Raw genomic sequence first — 19,148 nt, 5'->3', positions numbered from 1 at the left:
GTAAAATTTTATAAGCTCGCTACTGTTTAACAGTATAGGAGCTATATGTTTTATTTATATAATTGCCCAATTATGGGGGAGTGATTTTACATGATCGTAGAAATAGTGGCTACTGGAACAGAACTACTTTTGGGTCAAATCAATAATACCAATACACCTTTTTTATCTCAGAAGCTAAATGAATTAGGTTTTGACGTTTTATATCATTCAACAGTTGGTGATAATAAAACACGAATGACAGAAGTATTAAGTAATGCATTAAGCAGATCCGATGTAATAATTACATCGGGTGGATTGGGACCCACACAAGGTGACATCACAAAAGAAGTAACTGCACAGTTATTAAATCGCCCTTTATTTTTACACGAAGAGAGTGTAACTCATATGGCATATTTTTTTGCCAAACGTCAACTCCCTATGCCAGAAAACAATTTACGACAGGCAATGATACCAGAAGGCGCTTATGTAATAAAGAATGAGCGTGGCACCGCTCCGGGTGTGATTCTAGAACATGATAATAAGATAATTATTCATTTACCTGGACCTCCTCACGAATTGGAGTGGATGTATGAACATGCAGTGATTCCTTACCTAAAAACAAAATTTGGATTACAGGGAGCCATTGTCTCTAGGGTATTACATACTTATGGTATCGGCGAATCCTCTTTAGAAGAGAAAATCAAAACTTTAGTTATCTCTCAGTCCAATCCAACTATTGCATTGCTTGCAAGACCGGGTGAAATTATTATTCGACTTACTGCAAAAAGTAGTACAAGCATTGAAGCCACAGAATTAATCGATGCACTGGAGAGACAAATCCGGCATAAAATTGCCAATTACATTTGGGGTCTGGATAATGATACTATCGAAGCAAATATTGGAAAAACTTTAACTGAAAAGAAGTTTACTGTTGCATTAGCCGAATCATGTACGGGAGGTCTAGTTACCAGTCGCATTACCGACATTTCTGGTAGTTCAGATTACCTCGTGGGTTCTATAGTTTGTTATACCAATAAAATTAAAACTGATTTTATTGATGTAACTCCGCAAATCCTCGCTGAGCATGGAGCTGTAAGTCAAGAAACTGCTTGCCTTATGGCTACTGGTATTCGTCGAAAATTTGCTGCTAGTATTGGAATAGGGATTACCGGCATAGCTGGCCCAACTGGCGCTACTCCAACAAAACCTGTTGGTACGGTATTTATTGCAATTGATGGCCCGGCTGGTATACAATGCCAACATCATACATTTAATGGTCAGCGTACTGATATTAAATATCGTATATCACAAGCCGCTTTACATATGCTAAGAGAGTATACATTATCGTTATAATATAATATTTTTAAAAAATTAGGGGGCAATACACATTGAATGAAACTCAATTATTTGGTAATATTCCATTAAGCAAAAAGCTACTTTCAGCGATCGCTGAAATGGGTTTTGAAGAACCATCACCTATTCAAAACCAAACAATTCCACTTGTACTTGAAGGTCACGACGTTATTGGGCAAGCCCAAACAGGTACTGGTAAAACGGCTGCCTTTGGCATACCTGCAATAGAGCGTATTGTAGACAATCGCCAAATTCAAGTACTAGTACTTACTCCAACCCGCGAACTTGCAATTCAAGTATCTGAGGAATTGGCGAAAATAGGTAAATTTAAAAGAATTAGAACTTTACCTATTTACGGTGGACAACCTATCGATAGACAAATTAAAGCCTTGCGTTTAGGCGTTCAAGTGGTAATTGGTACTCCGGGTAGGCTTTTAGATCATATTCGTCGCAAAACTATCAAACTTGATGCTGTAAAAACATTAATCCTAGATGAAGCAGATGAAATGCTTGATATGGGTTTTGTGGAAGATATTGAGACAATTATGCAACAACTTCCTGTTGAAGGAAGACAAACACTTCTATTTTCTGCTACTATGCCAGGACCAATTGCTAATTTAGCTAAGAAATATATGAACAACCCTAAAACCATTTCAATCAGTAGAGAGCAACTTACCGTTCCTCTTATTGATCAAGTCTATTATGAAACTCGTGAGAAACTCGAAGCATTATGTAGAGTTCTTGATGTTGAAACAACTGGAAAATCGATAATCTTCTGTCGCACTAAAAGAGGCGTAGATGATTTGGTAGTTTCATTACAGGGACGAGGTTACATGGCTGATGGCTTACATGGTGATTTAAGTCAAGCACAACGTGATAGAGTTATGAAAAAATTCCGTGATGGTAAGCTTGAATTACTAATTGCTACAGATGTTGCTGCTCGTGGTATTGATATTGATGATATCACTCATGTCTTCAATTATGATATTCCTCAAGATAATGAAGCTTATGTTCATCGTATTGGACGTACGGGCCGTGCGGGTAAAAAAGGCGTGGCGATTACTTTTATTAATCCTCGTGAATATCGTCAACTTAAACTTATTGAAAAACTAACTAAATCCCGTATCGTGCGTAAACAGCTTCCATCTGCTGCCGACATTCTAGATCGTCAAAGAGAAATTATCAAAAATCGCCTGGTACAAATGATTGATCAAGGTAAATTTGAGGTCTATCAAGACATTATTGTAGATTTAGCAGCTGATTATGACCCGATAGAAATAGCAGCAGCCGCTTTAAAGCTGGCACAAGAAGGTTTTAAAGAAAAATTTGCTGTTGAAGAAGACAAACCTGATTTCACTAATACAGGTGCTGAAGCAGGCATGGTTCGCTTATTTATTAATGCAGGTAGAGCTCAAAAAATACGTCCTGAAGATATTGTTCGCACAATAGCCGAAGGAGCCGATATCCCTGGAAGCAATATTGGCGTAATCAATATCTATGAAAAATTTACTTTTGTAGAGGTTCCTATGGATATTGCCGAGCGTGTTATCTCTGTATTGCATAAGAGTTCTATTAAAGGATATAAAATTAACGTTGAACCTGCGAAAAGCAGATAGTAACGACTCCTGTAAAGAATCGTTTCCATTACAAGAATGCTTTTGATTCTAAATAAGAAGAGGACTTTATGTCCTCTTCTTATTTACTTATATTTCCCATTAGAGCCTATATTCTTCTTTCGTCGAATTGAATAAATCGTACATTTATGACTATTGACAATACGAACAAATGTTTGTACAATGAAAGTAACAAGGGGGATGATAAATTCATGGAAAAATCAACATCATCAGATAAACTACAAGCTTTAGAAAGTGCTGTACGCAAAATCGAAAAAGATTTTGGTAAAGGTTCTATTATGAAGCTAGGTGAGGCCGCTGCTAGAATGAATGTAGAAGTAATTCCAACTGGTGCATTACCACTTGACATTGCTCTTGGCATTGGCGGTGTCCCCAGAGGTAGAATGATAGAAGTATATGGACCTGAATCATCAGGTAAAACGACGGTAGCTCTACATATGATTGCAGAGACTCAAAAATCTGGAGGACTTGCAGCTTTTATCGATGCCGAACATGCCCTAGATCCTGTTTATGCTAAAAATCTTGGTGTTGATATTGATAATTTGCTTATCTCCCAACCAGATAATGGTGAACAAGCTTTAGAAATATGTGAGGCTCTAGTAAGAAGCAATGCAATTGACATGATCATCATAGATTCAGTTGCAGCATTGGTACCTAAAGCTGAAATTGATGGTGAAATGGGTGATTCTCATGTGGGCTTACATGCGAGACTTATGTCCCAAGCATTGCGTAAATTAACGGGTATTATCAGCAAGTCTCGAACAATTGTTGTCTTTATTAATCAAATTCGTGAAAAAGTTGGAGTTATGTTTGGTAATCCTGAAACGACTACAGGTGGACGAGCTTTAAAATTTTATTCCACAATAAGATTAGAAGTAAGAAGAGCCGAGAGTCTTAAACAAGGAAATGATATCATTGGTAATCGTACTAAAATTAAAGTAGTTAAAAATAAGGTTGCACCACCATTTAAACAAGCGGAATTTGATATTATGTATGGCGAGGGAATTTCCCATGAAGGATGTTTAGTTGATATTGGTACCCTTTTTGATGTAATCAATAAAAGTGGAGCATGGTATTCATATAACGATACTCGTCTTGGCCAAGGACGTGAAAATGTTAAAGAATTCTTCAAACAAAATCCTGATATAGCTAGTGAAATTGACAAAAAGATTCGAGAATTATTATTAGTTGAAAAAAGTAAAGTCCCCGTTGCTGATTTATTAGATGATGTCTCAATTGACTAGTCAGAAAGATGTTTGGCAAGCTTCATTGCATCTTATCGCTCGTCGTCCTCATAGCGAATGCGAATTGCAACAAAAGTTACATTATAAAGATTATAGTTATGATTCTATTGAAAATGTCATACAGCGCTTACGAGAATATGGGTATATAAATGATGATGAACTGGCGAAAAATTTATTTAATAAATACTTGCAAGCTGGCAAGTATAGTTTAAAACAGATTAACTTTAAGATGAAGCAACGTGGCATACCAGATGCTATTATACACAATATAATTTCTGCTTGTGATAAAGAGGAATGGCAGTCTGCCCTTAAAATAGTAAATATTCGCTTTAAAATTGTCGATGCTACTACTAAAGAAAAGATTTATCGATATTTAGCTACTAAAGGATTTTCATCAACTAGTATCAGTAAAGTTATACAACATCTTTATCAATCTGAAAATAATTTCTAATAAACATAAAATGATTTGGCTTGTGCCAAATCATTTTTTATTTTTATTCAAATTTCTTTAAATACAAGCTTTTTTCGCAGTTTTTTTGCATTTTTGTCTAATCTCAGCAAGAGACATAAGGGATAACTTGACACTACTTTGAAAAACATTTACAATTGAATTAATCAATTGCAAATGCAATTGTAATACTTATCCAATAAAACCAATTACTGTAGGGGAGTAATTGTGAAATGCTTTTAAGAGCTGTGTAAATTTGCCAGCTTACCCTTAATATTATTTAAATAAAAGGAGGTGTAAGATTATATTTGAATTTATTTTAACAACGGTACTTGTTGCTATCTTGGGCTTCGGCATAGGCTACTGGATACGCAAAAAAACTGCTGAAGCAAAAATAATCTCAGCCGAAGAGGCTGCTAAAAAGATAATCGTAGAAGCAGAACGCTCAAGTGAAGTTAAGAAAAAAGAAGCACTGGTAGAAGCTAAAGAAGAGATTCACAAACTTAGAAGTGAATTAGAGCGGGAAACTAAAGAACGACGTTCAGAACTTCAACGTTTAGAACGACGCTTAATGCAAAAAGAGGAAAATCTTGACCGGAAAGTTGACTCCCTTGAAAAAAAGGAGGAAATTATCAGTCATAAAGAGGCTGAATTAGATAAAAGTCAAGAAATAATTAATACTTTATATGCCAAACAACTTGCTGAATTAGAAAGATTATCGGGATTAACATCTGAAGAAGCTCGCAATTTACTATTAGCTAATGCTCGAGAAGAAATTAAACATGAAACTGCAATGATGATTAAAGAATTAGAACAACAAGCAAAAGAAGATGCTGATAAAAAAGCACGTAATATCATTTCTTTAGCTATTCAACGTTGTGCTGCAGACCATGTTGCAGAAACTACAGTTTCTGTGGTAGCGTTACCTAACGACGAAATGAAAGGTCGTATTATCGGACGTGAGGGACGTAATATTCGAACATTAGAAACATTAACTGGTATTGACCTCATTATTGATGATACTCCTGAAGCTGTCATATTATCTGGCTTTGACCCGATACGTCGTGAAGTAGCTAGAATTGCTTTAGAAAAATTAATTGCCGATGGACGAATTCATCCAGCCCGTATTGAGGAAATGGTTGAAAAAGCCCAAAAAGAAGTTGAACAAAGAATCAAAGAAGCTGGTGAACAAGCAACCTTTGAAACTGGAGTGCATGGACTTCACCCTGAAATTATTAAACTTCTTGGTCGCTTAAAATACCGCACAAGTTATGGACAAAATGTACTTAAACACTCTATTGAAGTCGCTCACTTAGCAGGTGTTATGGCTGCAGAATTAGGTGTTGATGTTATGTTAGCTAAACGAGCCGGACTTTTACATGATATTGGTAAGGCTGTCAATCATGAAATGGAAGGATCCCATGTTGAATTGGGTATGACTTTAGCAAAAAAATATCGTGAGTCACCTGAAGTAGTTAATGCGATCGGTGCGCATCACGGTGATGAAGAGCCAACTACAGTCCAGGCAGTTTTAGTTGCTGCTGCTGATGCAATATCAGCCGCACGTCCTGGTGCTCGTAGAGAAAGTCTTGAAAGTTACCTAAAACGTCTTACAAGACTAGAAGAAATAGCAGAATCCTTTGAAGGTGTAGAAAAATCTTTTGCTATTCAAGCTGGTCGAGAAATTCGTATAATGGTTAAACCTGATAAAATAGATGATTTAGCCTCGGTTCGTCTGTCACGAGATATTGTCAAAAAAATAGAAAATGATCTTGAGTATCCTGGACAAATAAAAGTAACTGTAATTCGTGAAACTCGTGCAGTTGACTACGCTAAGTAAATAACAAATAGTAAAACGACCTTACCTTTAAGGTCGTTTTACTATTTGTTCCATATATTTCCAAAAGGAGTTCGAATAAGCTTTAGAGAATATGTACATCTAATTAATACTCTATAATTACTATTGGACGGTGATTTTTATGCCTAAATATAAAGAAAATAACGAAGAAGTCTCAGATGGTGTCAATTTATTAATTTCTATACTTGTTCGCTATCCTGAAATTGGTACTATTAGCTTTGATCCACAAAATAATTGGTTAAAACTAACTTTTATGTTATCTACAATACCATCCCAACTTGATTTTTCAAACGCCAAGCAGCTATTAAAAAGCAGTATTATTGCTTATACTACACTAGAAGGTCTGCCACTAAAAACTGTTGATATACAATTAGATATTTTTGAAAAAGTTGCTATGTTAAGTATTTTTAGAGATGTACATACTATCTCTAAAAACGAAATTGCCTTACTTATTGCTTTATTAAGAAAAACGTTTAAAGATTTAATTATCGACTATAATGATTCCCTACTAGAAGAAGATTTGCTACTGCAAGAAGAAGTAATTGAAGATATGCTGACAAATTTAAAAACACATTATGATGAAAATCGATTAATTGGCATACGAGAAGATGGCAGAGTTTTAGTCTTTAACAAGTAAATATATCATTTCTATTAAATAGTCTTAATTGGAGGATTACAAATGAATATTATGATGATTGGTGATATTTGTGGTCAACCTGGTAGGCGTACTGCTGCTCATTTTATTCCTCTATTAAAAGAAAAATACAATTTAGACTTAATCATAGCGAATGGTGAAAATTCAGCTGGTGGGGTCGGGATTACTGCGAATGTATTAAAGGAACTCTTTTCAATGGGTATTGATAGCATTACAACAGGGAATCATGTTTGGGATAAAAAAGAAGTATTTGATTTTATTGATTTAGAATCGAATTTAATTCGTCCAGCGAACTATCCTCCTGGCACACCAGGTAGAGGCTTTCATATATTATCTGTTCAGGGGCGAAACGTCGCTATTATTAATCTCCTAGGTCGCGTATTTATGCCCCCAATAGATTGTCCATTTCGTACTGCCAGTGAAATTTTATGTGAAATTAAAGATACCTGTGAAGTTATTATTATAGATTTTCATGCGGAAGCTACTTCGGAAAAATTATCTTTGGGTTGGTATTTAGATGGGCAGGTGTCATGTATCGCAGGAACCCACACACATATTCAAACTGCAGATGAACGTGTTCTACCACAAGGTACTGCTTACATCTCTGACATTGGCATGGTAGGAACTTTAAACTCAGTATTAGGGGTAGATAAAGAACCTGTAATAAAAAAGTTTTTAACAGGACTGCCAACTAGGTTTACTGTTGCTACTGGTAATGAATCAATTTTTTGTGCAATTATAATAAAAATTGATCCTAGCTCAAATAAAGTAAGCGAGATTACACGAATACAAGAAAATTTGAAATTTTAAATTTATTTCTTCAATATAAAAAAAGGAATTTTTTGGGTACACAACGAATACTGATATAATAAGGACTTTATCATTTGCTTTCTAACTAAAAGGAGGGTACTAAAAAACATGGAAGTCTTAAAAGTATCAGCAAAATCTAACCCGAATTCTGTAGCAGGTGCATTGGCTGGAGTGCTAAGAGAACGAGGCGGCGCCGAAATGCAAGCAATTGGCGCAGGCGCACTTAACCAGGCAGTAAAAGCAGTAGCAATTGCAAGAGGATTTGTAGCACCTCATGGTGTTGACCTTATTTGCATCCCTGCCTTTACTGACATTTTAATTGATGGTGAGGAACGAACCGCCATGAAACTAATAGTCCAACCGCGATAAATAATTAAAACCTGTTCTAAGGAACAGGTTTTAGCTATTTTATTTGGGGTACAATAGTATTATGTACATATAATAATTTAACATGGAGGTTTGCAATGGAAATAGTAGTAACAAATAACTCAATAACTAAGATCTCATGTGATACTTTGATCATTCACATATTTAAAGACGTTGTAGAGCAAAATGAGTATACAAAGCTAATTGATAACGCATTATCAGGTCACATAAGCAACATTATATCAGAGAACTCTGATTGTAGTAAGTATGGCGAAACTACTATTATTCATACCTTTGGAATGCTTAACGCTAAACATGTCGTGCTACTTGGTATGGGAGAAAAGGAAAGCTTAAGTATTGATAAAATAAGAGCGTTATCTGGGATTGTTGCGCGTGTAATAAAGAAATTACATTCTATATCTATTGCCATGATTCCCTGTGATTTAGTTACGGAAAAGAATGATATTCAAAAAATTGTACAAGCCCTTTTAGAGGGCATGATCTTAGGAATGTATCAATTTAATTACTATAAGACAAATAAACCTGAAAATGCAGACATTCGAACTTTATTCCTTATCGAAAATGATGCTAATAATGCATCTTTCCTGAAAAAGGGTATCCACAATGCTGCTATAATTAGTGAAAAGGTTAATCTAGCTCGTGATTTAGTTAATCACCCTGCTCAGTATATGACGCCTACTAAAATGGCTATTTGTGCGCAAGAAATTGCCCAACTAAGTAACGTTGAATTTTCAGTACTAGAGAAAGAAGATATGGAAAAAGAAAACATGCACGCTTTATTGGCGGTCACTCGAGGCAGCGTTCAGCCTCCTAAAATGATTGTTATAAGATATATGGGAGATAGAACTAGTAAACAAATTACAGCGTTCGTAGGAAAAGGTGTCACTTTTGATAGTGGTGGTATTTCTATCAAACCAAGCTTAAATATGGGTGAGATGAAAAGTGATATGGCAGGTGGGGCTGCAGTATTAGGTGCCATGGCAGCGATTGGAGAACTTAAACCCAAAATTAATATTATTGGGCTTATTCCTTGCACCGAAAATATGCCTGATGGAAATGCCTTTAAGCCTGGTGATGTCATTTACTCAATGAGTGGTAAAACCATCGAGATTATTACTACAGATGCCGAAGGAAGGCTTATTCTTGCAGATGCTATTACTTATGCTAACAAGTTAGGTGCCACTCAAATCATTGATATTGCCACTTTAACAGGTGCATGTGTTGTTGCGCTGGGGAATGTAGCTTCTGGCTTAATCACTAATGATAGTACCCTTTGCCAACAAGTGCTACATGCAGCCACTGATGCAGGAGAAAAAATGTGGGAATTACCAAACTTTCCTGAGTACAAAGAGCAGCTGAAAGGTACGATTGCTGATTTAAAAAATTCTGGTGGCCGTATGGCTGGAGCCATTACTGCTGGATCTTTTATTGAAGAATTCGTTGAGAAGACTCCCTGGGTCCATATAGATATTGCCGGCACTGCATACATTGAGAAAGAAGAGGGCTATAAAGTTAAAGGTGCTACAGGCGTAGCTACAAGAACCCTAATACAACTAGCTCTAAATATAAGCCAACATGACAGCTGATTTACACATTCATACTACAGCTTCTGATGGGCATCTCTCACCTCAAGAAATTCTTAAACAAGCTATCGAAGCCGGTCTTTCCTATATTGCCATCACCGATCATGATACCGTTGATGGTTTATTAGAACTAAATTACACAAAAGTTACCACGATTGGTATTATCCCTGGCATAGAGTTTAGTACCGATTTGCCGACAAATGAAGTGCACATCTTAGGCTATCAAATTGATATAAACAATTTTGAATTACGCAACCATTTAGAAGTTTTAGTTACCCATCGTCGCAACCGTATAAAAGAAATGGTAGAAAAGCTTAACCATTTAGGTTATAATATTGATTATTTACGTGTACTAGAAATTGCACAACAAGCTACCTCTATCGGCAGGCCTCATCTTGCTAAGGCGCTAATAGAAAAGGGCTATTTCTCTAATGTTTCTGATGTTTTTACGAGGTTATTAGATAAAAATGGGCCAGCCTATGTGCCTCATTATAAACTGACACCACTACAAGTCATCAATTTAATAAAAAGAGCCGGTGGTATTCCAGTCTTAGCACATCCCGGTTTGATTGGGGATGACAATATTGTTAGGGATCTTATCGCTACTGGCATTCTAGGACTGGAAGTATACCATCCTACACATACAGAATTTCAAGTGGAAAAATACTTAAATATAGCGACTGATCATCAACTACTAGTAACAGGTGGATCAGATTTCCATGCTGTTCCTACTAGGTTTCCTGAAAAATTGGGGGTATTTACAATTTCAGCATCGCTAGTAAAAAAGCTACAAAAGTGATTTTGACTTGTTCTATAACTACAAAACTCCTCCTAAATGAATAATAAAGGGGGAGTTTACCTATACTTAATTAGTTAAAATAAATATAAAGGTTTATCTTTTAATAAGTTTTGTACTATAATCTAAAGAATAAGAATAAAAAACTTTTCTTTACTTGACAACATCTTAAAAGATGTTTATTTTTATTTATGAATACTTATCGCCATATATAAAATAATAGGAGGCTACCCGATGGACATCATCGCACTAGTGGGGCCAAGTGGTACTGGAAAAAGTCATAGAGCATTAATTGTTGCACATGAACATCATATTGATACAATTATTGATGATGGCTTATTAATTAAGGATAGTAAGATTATTGCTGGTCACTCTGCTAAAAAAGAAGCCAGTAAAATAATGGCTGTTAAGCGAGCAATTTTTATGGAAGAAGATCATGCGCAAGAAGTACGAGAGGCAATCAAAAATGTAATGCCAACACGCATTCTAGTTTTAGGAACCTCGATCAATATGGTTGAGAAAATTGTTCATATTTTAGAATTACCTAAGATTAGCAAAGTAATTATGATTGAAGATATCGCTACACCTGCAGAAATTGCTAAAGCTCGTGAAAGTAGATTAAAAGAAGGCAAACATATCATTCCAGTACCAACAATAGAATTAAAACCCCATTTTTCAGGTTATCTTATAGACCCTTTAGATATATTCTTCAAGAAACCTAAAACACGACGTCGCAAAATTGGTGAAAAGTCAATTGTTCGTCCAACCTTTAGCTATTATGGCAAACTACTTATTTCCGATGCGGCAATCGCTACTATTGTTGATCACGTAGCTACAAATGTTCCAGAAATACCCAATACTAGTCAAATAAATATAAAGTATTCCCCTGATAAAGAAAAAGGCATTTCCATATACTTAGATATAACTGTACAATATGGTAATTCCCTTTGGGATATCACATATCAAGCCCAGAGGCGTATTAAATCGATGGTGGAGCAAATGACCGGATTAGTCGTAAAAGAAGTTAATGTATGTGTAAAACGACTCAGTTTAGAATAAAAACTAGCATAAGTCCCTTCCTTATTTACGGGGAGTAAATCCTATATACTCTGGATATCCTTCCTTATATCTAAAAAAATCTGAGCAAAATCCAATTGGACGTTTAGGCACTTCGGGATTTTTACGTTGTACAGCTGTAAGAAGAAAACTAATTTGATTAACATGTTGGATTAATTGAATAGCTGACCCATCTGGCATTTCGCCATAAAAACATATTAATTTTGGATTAAAATAACCAATACTGTGTACTGTAAATTGTACAGTTTGGCCAAAATTTACCAACTTAACTCCAACTTCTTGCTCCTGATTAAGACTCTTATCAAATTCATCCATATAATGACTTAGTTTTTTATAAAAATCACTTGCAAGCTCTTGTTGGTAATTTTCTTGTAATTCCTCATTTGTATCTTCCGATTTGCTCATATTATATCCCCCTTTTTTATTATTATATTGATCATATAACCCCATAATGCTATTTTATTATAAGAAAAGCGTCCAAATTAGGACGCTTTTTTCTATAAGTTCTGTAAAATTTCTATAACCCAAGTTTTGTGGAAGCATTATTCTTAAAAATATTTTGTTTTCTAATATATTCGCGCACCATTTCTACGCTTCTATGGCCTGTCTGTCGCATAATATCATCTAATGATGCTCCATTACCAGAGGCTTCTGTAGCAAAACCAGCCCGTAAACTATGACCAGAGTATTGACCTTCTAAGAGGCCAATTTTTTGTACATATTCTTTTACAATTCTAGCTACGGAATGAGGGGATGCCAACCTTTTTTTAGATACTTGACCATACTTATTAATTTGACGGAAAAGTGGCCCGCTCTTTATTTGAGCAGCCTCTAGCCAATCTTGCAAGGTTCGCACTGGACATGTATCTGGATTAGAACCATAAGCAATTCCTTTTTCCATTCCAGCACCTTCTTGGTCAGTCTTTGAGCGCCGCAATATGACTCTAAGTCCTTCCCTCGTAAAACGGACATCCTCTACATCTAATGAAATTAATTCCGAACGGCGGAAAGCGCCCGAGAAACCTATTAATAATAAGGCGCAGTCTCGAAGACTTCTTAGGTCCCCCTTTTTATCGCAAATTAGCTGTAAATCTTCAGATAATAAAGGACTTTTTTTATTACGCATAATACCTAACTCACGTTTAATGCCTTTCACAGTATCTATGACCATTTTTGCTGTTGTTGGCGAATCATAACCCGCAGTGGCATGCGCCTGGCTAATTGTACTCTTTTGACGAGAAATTGTGCTAGGTTTCTTCTTTTGCGTAAACAAGTAGGATAAATATGCAACCACCGTTTCAGGCGTCGCCGGTAAAGACGATACGCCTTCCGTCGCACACCACTCAGAAAACATCCTCCAATCAGAAGAATATGCTTTCGTGGTATTTTTCGCCTTAGAACTTATAATTAGTTTTTTTCCTTGTTTTATGTATTTATGGTATGTTTCGGTAGTGATTTCTTCTTTGTCATACGTAGTAATATTATTCATATTTTTATTCCTTTTCGTATTTTTCAATATACGATAATCTTAAATTATCGAACATTGAGTTTTTATTTAATTTTATGTCATTAATTAGAAAAAGTCAATAAAATAGTAAGCAACATTGAACAATTCCTCTTTTTATGATAGACTACATTTAAATTAAAAATTACCGCTACTACGAAAAGGGGAGCAAAGTATGAATTTTTCCTGCAAAGTAAACCCAAAGGGGCAAATAACAATTCCATCGGATATACGAAAAAAGTTGGAAATAAACGAAAATGATATATTGATGGCAAAAGTTACAGAAGAAGGATTCATTTTATTAGAAGGGAATCAGAAAAAGATAAGCAAGGATAAAGATATGTTATTTTGCATACTTGAAGAGACGTTTGCTAGTTTTAAAAAGAGGGAGGAAGGTCATTCAAACGAAGATAAAACTTCGTAGTAGAAGATATTTATTTAAGCTTTAAACATAAAGGGAGTAGTTATTTATTATGAACAAAATTCTAATTGATACATCCATTTTAATATCGCATTTAAATGGCCACCAAGCAACCACTGATTTTTTGCGTACACTCGCTCATAGCGATTCTCCATTGCCTGCAATTTCTGTTATTGGAGAGATGGAACTATATGCGTTAACTCAGGCAAGTCCAGAATTAATAAGCAAAATCCTCACAACTGTGGAAGTCATCCCTTTATCTTCATCTATAGCACAGAAGGCTGGAGTATTTAAGTCCAATTTCCCTGAAATGACTACTGAGCACGCAATTGTCGCTGCAACAGCACAAGAATATGGTTTTACTTTAGTAACCATGGATCTAAAAGCATATAAGATTATTCCAGGCTTAATTGTATTTAATATACCAAATGAATAGATAAAAATTACAAGCAAATAAATAACGCTTTACTACATGGTAATCACATGCAACAAAATCCTAAAGTTCAGATTATTATATAGTTTTCTATACTTTCCCACTCAAATAGAACTTGCATAATATTGGAGAACGGATAATAAAATACTACATCCCAATAATTTTTATATAATTCTGAAATTTTAGGAGGGTATTTATGAAAAAACAATTATGGTGTGAGCATTCAGAAAAAATCTCTAAATATGTAATCGTGGATTATCAGTTTGAAGATAATACTAAAGAATTAAAAATACAATCATGGCTCTGCCCAGAGTGTGGCGTACATGGAGCTAGGACAGAGCTTATAAATTCATCGTCTACAGAACAGCAAATTGAAGAAGTCTCTTATAGAGGGGTTTGATTGCTTTAGTATGCTATATCATATAACGTTTTAATTATTCTTTCTAGTTTACATAATGGCAAGATGGAAATCAGACAAAAAGAGAATTAGCACAACCAATGTGCTAATTCTCTTTTTGAGCATACTTAATATCTTTTTGTACAACGGGGATCTTCAATATTTGCCCCGGATGTATTTGCGTATCATTATCTAACTTGTTAAGATACTTAACTGCTGCGACTAAGTGACGTATGTCATCTTTATCTGTGACGTATTTGGAAGAAATCGTCCAAAGTGAATCTCCATTATGAACATCCACGATTTGATAAGAAGTAACAGCTAAATATTTATTAGAAAATGTGAAATTATTATCATACGATAATGCAATTATAGTTAGAACGATTATAAACCACATATTATTTATTTTAAACACAACTCAGCACCTCCGAACAAATGTTTGCTTTATGTTTAGATTTTACCACAGAACTTATGTTCGGTCAATCGTAAAACTAGTATAAGACGAACAAATGTTTGCGGATTATAGTAATAATTGTTATAATGATAATATTATTATAATTATTACTATAATCGTTAAAAACGAATATTTTTAGGAGATGAAACTATGGATAATGAGGATAGATTAACAACTAGGCAAAATCAAATTTTAGCCTATATTAAGGATACATTGCATAGCAAGGGTTACCCCCCATCCGTAAGAGAAATAGGTAAAGCCGTTGGTTTAAGTTCTAGTTCAACAGTACATAGCCATCTAGCTAAAATTGAAGAAATGGGGTTTATTCGTCGTGATCCCACGAAACCACGCGCCATTGAAATATTAGGCACCATTCCCTGGAGGCAGGACGTATTTACTTCTGTGCCATTAGTTGGCCGCGTTACTGCTGGTCAGCCGATATTGGCAGTTGAAAACATCGAAGAAACCTACGCCTTACCAAAGGCTCTAATCGGAAATAATGAAGATGTATTTATGCTCGTAGTGCAAGGAACTAGTATGATTAATGCAGGCATCCTGGATGGAGATTATGTGTTAGTTAATAAACAGAAAACTGCTAATAATAATGATATTGTAGTCGCTTTACTTGACGATGAGGAAGCAACTGTAAAACGTTTTTTTAAAGAAAAAGATTATATACGTTTGCAACCTGAAAATGATAGCATGTCTCCTATTTACTCGCGTAATGTCTCAATTTTGGGAAAAGTTATCGGAGTATTTCGGAGCATATAATATTTTACTCAATCATTTATGCAGGAAATTAAAAGGCAACCATCCTTAATAATAAGATGGTTGCCTTTTATGCTAATTTGCATTTATCACAAAAACTTCTTTCTTGTACTATAATTTAAAAATTTCAGCTGCTGCTCCCATAATTCCAATTATAGCATGCTCAACAGTGAGGCCACCTTGTAAATATACTATATACGGTGACCGTAGAGGTCCATCGGCACTTAACTCAATAGATGCGCCTTGAACAAAGGTACCTGCAGCCATAATGACCGCATCCTGATACCCTGGCATAGCACTTGGCTCCGGACGTACATGAGCATCTACTGGTGAATATTTCTGTATGCCTTGGCAAAATGCTACCAGTTTTTCGGGTGAATCAAGTTGGATTGCTTGAATGATATCACTACGTCTTTCTTCGGGTAATGGTAATGTATTGTAACCTAATAAAGAGAAAAAGATAGAAGCAAATATAGCCCCCTTTACTGCTTGGGCTGTGGTATGAGGCGCCATAAATATACCTTGAAATAAAAGTCGATTATCAACAAGGGATGCCCCTAACTCACTACCAATACCTGGTGCCGTCATGCGATAAGCCGTTTGTTCGACTAATTCTTTTTTCCCAGCTATATACCCACCTGTTGGAGCAATACCTCCACCAGGGTTTTTTATAAGCGATCCAGCCATAATGTCTGCGCCAACAGCTGTCGGTTCCAGAGTATCAACAAATTCACCATAACAATTATCTACAAAACAAATACAATCTGGCTTTATTTTCTTTATATGAGCACATAACTGACTAATTTCGTCAATTGTCAGCGGGGCGCGCATACTATAGCCTCTTGAACGCTGGATTAAAACCATTTTTGTATTAGGTTTAATTGCAGTAGCGATGTTATCCATATCTACCCCACTATCTATCATGGGAAGCTCAGAATAACTGACTCCAAATTCTTTCAGTGAACCCGGTGAGGAGCACGTATGGCCAATTACTGTTTGCATCGTGTCATAAGGTGCCCCTGTTACTGATAAAAGTTCTTGGCCAGGGCGTAATATGCCAAATAGTACCGTCGCTAAAGCGTGAGTGCCCGATACAAACTGGGTGCGTACTAGCGCTTTTTCTGCACCACAAATATCTGCCCAAATATCTTCCAGCTTTTCTCTTCCTGCATCATTATAGGCGTATCCTGATGTAGTACGGAAATGATAGTCAGATAATTTGTGTTTACGAAATATTTCTAAAACCTTACTCGTGTTCTTTTCGGAAATTTCATCAACAATGGAAAATAAGGATGATGTTTGTTCCAATGCTTTTTTACGTATAGCTAAGATTTCTTCTGAAAAAGTTGTCATGATAATTCTGCTCCTATTGCGTATGTACTAAAATAACTGATTTGATCAGGTGGCAATGAAATAACTACATAAATTCCATCTTCACGATATTCAGTCGAGTGGACGTTTGCTATATCATATAATTTTGCTATTACACCACTATCGTTATATGGTATAAGTAAATGCATTTCGACTGTTTGTTCCTTTATAAAATTTTCAATTAATAATAATAAAGTATTAGTGCCTGTTCCTGATAGTGCAGAAATTATAACACTATTTTCTTTTTTTAATAACTGATCCTTCATACTAGGATCCTCTAATTTGTCCCCTTTATTAAAGACAGTAATTAATTGTTTCGTATCTACTTTTAATTCACGCAGCACTTGGTATACTGCATGACTTTGTTCTTGATATTGAGGATGACTGGCATCAATTACATGTAACAGTATATCTGCTTGTATCACTTCTTCTAATGTTGCACGAAAAGCGGCAATTAACTGATGCGGGAGTTTTTGAATAAAGCCTACTGTATCCGTTAATAATGCTTGTTGGCCATTAGGTAAAGTAATATGTCTAGTCGTTGGGTCAAGCGTTGCAAACAATTTGTCTTCAGCTAAAACATCAGACGCTGTTAGAGTATTAAGTAAAGTAGATTTTCCTGCATTCGTATAACCAACTAAGGCTACTGTTGGAATACGCGTATTCTCTCGACGTTTGCGATGCAAATTGCGTTGTTTTTTTATCTGCTCAATTTGTTGTGTAATATCGCTAACCCGATCACGTATTCTCCGTCTATCTACTTCTAGTTTGGTTTCCCCAGGACCTCGAGTGCCAATTCCACCACCAAGCCGAGATAATACCAATCCTTGCCCGCCCAACCTTGGCAAATTATAACGTAGTTGGGCTAACTCAACTTGCAGTTTTCCCTCATGAGAACGGGCACGTTGGGCAAAGATATCTAAAATCAATGCTGTACGATCCAAAACTTTAATACCTAATGCTTTTTCCAGATTGCGTTGTTGTGCGGGTGATAACTCATCATCAAAGATGATAAGATTCGCATTTTTCTCTTGACGCAACAAACTTAACTCTTGAACTTTACCACGTCCAATAAACAAGGCCGAATCTGGGCGCTCCCTTTTTTGCCATGTCATGCCTAATACTTCAGCACCAGCCGTCTCCGCTAGTTGAGCTAATTCTTTCAGCGAATCAACAATCGCCCATTTTCCTTGTTTCTCTAAACCGACTAATATAGCTCTTTCGGTTTCTTCTATGGCAGATGTTTTCGTATTTAAGTCTAATTGCCGTTCAATCTGCGCCGTCAAATAAGTGATATCAAGTTCAATAAATTCTTCTAAAGACAACGGACCAACTGTTTGGGTATTAAAGTTGTCCTTCTCTATATTAGTAATAATACCAAATCCAACTTGAATAACCCCGTCTTTATTGCCAAGTGCTGCCATTAAATCAAAACGCATTTCTTTTAAAGAAGCTACATCAACTCCACTTAGTTCTGTATCTCCACTAGGATGAGTATGAATACAGCGAATACCACTCAAACGGTTGCTCGAGCGACGCCCGTCGATTTCAGGTAGTACGACAGTATATATATCACCAACTGCTACACAAGTGATTTGCCCACGCCTACTAATATATATAGCAATTTCACGATTTAGGTCTGTTGTAAGATTAACCATTTGTTGCGCGAGTTCAGATGTTATAACCTGTCCAAATGGGATGGTAAATTCATATAACTCTTCTAACCTATTTAAGATACTTTTGCGTATTCCAGCAATTTCCCCATATATTTTTGACAAATATATCACACTCCAATCATTAAATCTTGTAAATAGGCAAACAGCATAAATGATTACCACTATTTATAAGACAATATAGATTATACTACATATTGTTACAGACAAGTAGTAAAAGAAAATTCTTTATCTAGCTATTTTATTATTAATAAGCCCCTCTATACTTATGCAGATTTTATTAATAAATAACTAAAATAAAAT

The 19,148-nt window shown here is 35.7% G+C and carries 20 protein-coding genes; 15 read left to right on the top strand and 5 right to left on the bottom strand.

The genetic code is table 11. From position 1 onward, the window contains the following. Nucleotides 1-90 precede the first annotated feature (90 nt). The 11 genes from UFO1_RS10920 (at nt 91) to UFO1_RS10870 (ending at nt 11,806) form a co-directional block, all read left to right on the top strand. Nucleotides 91-1,332: a competence/damage-inducible protein A gene (locus tag UFO1_RS10920; RefSeq protein WP_038670730.1), complete on the top strand. Its 1,242-nt coding sequence runs from the start codon at nt 91-93 to the stop codon at nt 1,330-1,332. A gap of 35 nt (nt 1,333-1,367) precedes the next feature. Further along, nucleotides 1,368-2,948, top strand: a complete 1,581-nt coding sequence (locus UFO1_RS10915; protein WP_038670728.1) for a DEAD/DEAH box helicase — start codon at nt 1,368-1,370, stop codon at nt 2,946-2,948. Between the two features lie 209 nt (nt 2,949-3,157). After that, the gene (recA, locus tag UFO1_RS10910; RefSeq protein WP_038670725.1) at nt 3,158-4,210 is read left to right on the top strand and encodes a recombinase RecA; all 1,053 of its coding nucleotides are present in this window, start codon (nt 3,158-3,160) and stop codon (nt 4,208-4,210) included. After that, nucleotides 4,194-4,661, top strand: coding sequence for a regulatory protein RecX (locus UFO1_RS10905; RefSeq protein ID WP_236639430.1), 468 nt, complete (start codon nt 4,194-4,196; stop codon nt 4,659-4,661). Before recA ends, UFO1_RS10905 begins: the two co-directional genes overlap by 17 nt. Before the next feature lie 298 nt (nt 4,662-4,959). Next, on the top strand, nt 4,960-6,498 hold the full coding sequence (rny, locus tag UFO1_RS10900) for a ribonuclease Y (RefSeq protein WP_084159812.1): 1,539 nt from the start codon (nt 4,960-4,962) through the stop codon (nt 6,496-6,498). Nucleotides 6,499-6,637: 139 nt separating this feature from the next. Beyond that, the gene (locus tag UFO1_RS10895) at nt 6,638-7,153 is read left to right on the top strand and encodes a hypothetical protein (RefSeq protein ID WP_038670721.1); all 516 of its coding nucleotides are present in this window, start codon (nt 6,638-6,640) and stop codon (nt 7,151-7,153) included. A gap of 42 nt (nt 7,154-7,195) precedes the next feature. Next, the gene (locus UFO1_RS10890; protein WP_038670719.1) at nt 7,196-7,981 is read left to right on the top strand and encodes a TIGR00282 family metallophosphoesterase; all 786 of its coding nucleotides are present in this window, start codon (nt 7,196-7,198) and stop codon (nt 7,979-7,981) included. Between the two features lie 108 nt (nt 7,982-8,089). Continuing rightward, a complete protein-coding gene (locus tag UFO1_RS10885) occupies nt 8,090-8,350 on the top strand; it encodes a stage V sporulation protein S (protein ID WP_007934279.1) in 261 nt (86 codons plus the stop codon). Nucleotides 8,351-8,445: 95 nt separating this feature from the next. Further along, the gene (locus UFO1_RS10880) at nt 8,446-9,954 is read left to right on the top strand and encodes a leucyl aminopeptidase (protein WP_038670717.1); all 1,509 of its coding nucleotides are present in this window, start codon (nt 8,446-8,448) and stop codon (nt 9,952-9,954) included. Further along, entirely contained in the window at nt 9,944-10,750 is an 807-nt protein-coding gene (locus UFO1_RS10875; RefSeq protein WP_038670715.1) for a PHP domain-containing protein, read from the top strand. The genes UFO1_RS10880 and UFO1_RS10875 overlap by 11 nt, the downstream gene beginning before the upstream one ends. Before the next feature lie 231 nt (nt 10,751-10,981). After that, nucleotides 10,982-11,806 (top strand): Asp23/Gls24 family envelope stress response protein, encoded by an 825-nt coding sequence (locus UFO1_RS10870; RefSeq protein ID WP_038670713.1) that lies wholly within the window; start codon nt 10,982-10,984, stop codon nt 11,804-11,806. 21 nt (nt 11,807-11,827) lie between these two features. Here UFO1_RS10870 and UFO1_RS10865 read toward each other — a convergent pair whose 3' ends face one another. After that, nucleotides 11,828-12,229, bottom strand: a complete 402-nt coding sequence (locus tag UFO1_RS10865; protein ID WP_038670711.1) for a DUF6173 family protein — start codon at nt 12,227-12,229, stop codon at nt 11,828-11,830. 112 nt (nt 12,230-12,341) lie between these two features. Then, complete coding sequence (locus UFO1_RS10860; protein ID WP_038670709.1) at nt 12,342-13,313, bottom strand: site-specific integrase; 972 nt, start codon at nt 13,311-13,313, stop codon at nt 12,342-12,344. Nucleotides 13,314-13,503: 190 nt separating this feature from the next. On the opposite strand from UFO1_RS10860, the gene UFO1_RS10855 reads away from it, so the two are divergent. From UFO1_RS10855 to UFO1_RS10845, 3 genes are all read left to right on the top strand, one after another. Further along, nucleotides 13,504-13,752, top strand: a complete 249-nt coding sequence (locus UFO1_RS10855; RefSeq protein ID WP_038670707.1) for an AbrB/MazE/SpoVT family DNA-binding domain-containing protein — start codon at nt 13,504-13,506, stop codon at nt 13,750-13,752. A 49-nt stretch (nt 13,753-13,801) separates the two neighbouring features. Continuing rightward, nucleotides 13,802-14,185: a PIN domain-containing protein gene (locus tag UFO1_RS10850; RefSeq protein WP_038670704.1), complete on the top strand. Its 384-nt coding sequence runs from the start codon at nt 13,802-13,804 to the stop codon at nt 14,183-14,185. Between the two features lie 193 nt (nt 14,186-14,378). After that, nucleotides 14,379-14,582 carry a hypothetical protein gene (locus UFO1_RS10845; protein ID WP_038670702.1) on the top strand — a complete coding sequence of 68 codons (204 nt, stop codon included), beginning with the start codon at nt 14,379-14,381 and terminating at the stop codon, nt 14,580-14,582. A gap of 103 nt (nt 14,583-14,685) precedes the next feature. On the opposite strand, the gene UFO1_RS10840 is transcribed toward UFO1_RS10845, so the two are convergent. Next, entirely contained in the window at nt 14,686-14,994 is a 309-nt protein-coding gene (locus UFO1_RS10840) for a LysM peptidoglycan-binding domain-containing protein (RefSeq protein ID WP_038670700.1), read from the bottom strand. Nucleotides 14,995-15,183: 189 nt separating this feature from the next. Here UFO1_RS10840 and lexA point away from each other — a divergent pair, with 189 nt between their 5' ends. Then, a complete protein-coding gene (lexA, locus tag UFO1_RS10835) occupies nt 15,184-15,804 on the top strand; it encodes a transcriptional repressor LexA (RefSeq protein WP_038670697.1) in 621 nt (206 codons plus the stop codon). Between the two features lie 108 nt (nt 15,805-15,912). On the opposite strand, the gene UFO1_RS10830 is transcribed toward lexA, so the two are convergent. Both UFO1_RS10830 and hflX read right to left on the bottom strand, forming a co-directional pair. Further along, complete coding sequence (locus UFO1_RS10830; RefSeq protein ID WP_038670695.1) at nt 15,913-17,154, bottom strand: methionine gamma-lyase family protein; 1,242 nt, start codon at nt 17,152-17,154, stop codon at nt 15,913-15,915. After that, nucleotides 17,151-18,950 (bottom strand): GTPase HflX, encoded by a 1,800-nt coding sequence (hflX, locus tag UFO1_RS10825; RefSeq protein ID WP_038670693.1) that lies wholly within the window; start codon nt 18,948-18,950, stop codon nt 17,151-17,153. Before hflX ends, UFO1_RS10830 begins: the two co-directional genes overlap by 4 nt. Nucleotides 18,951-19,148 lie beyond the last annotated feature (198 nt).

Origin of the sequence: Pelosinus sp. UFO1 (assembly GCF_000725345.1) — a bacterium.
In the GTDB taxonomy this organism is placed as follows: domain Bacteria; phylum Bacillota; class Negativicutes; order DSM-13327; family DSM-13327; genus Pelosinus.
The sequence above is the reverse complement of the archived record's forward strand: the minus strand, read 5'-3'. Positions and strand labels throughout refer to the sequence as shown.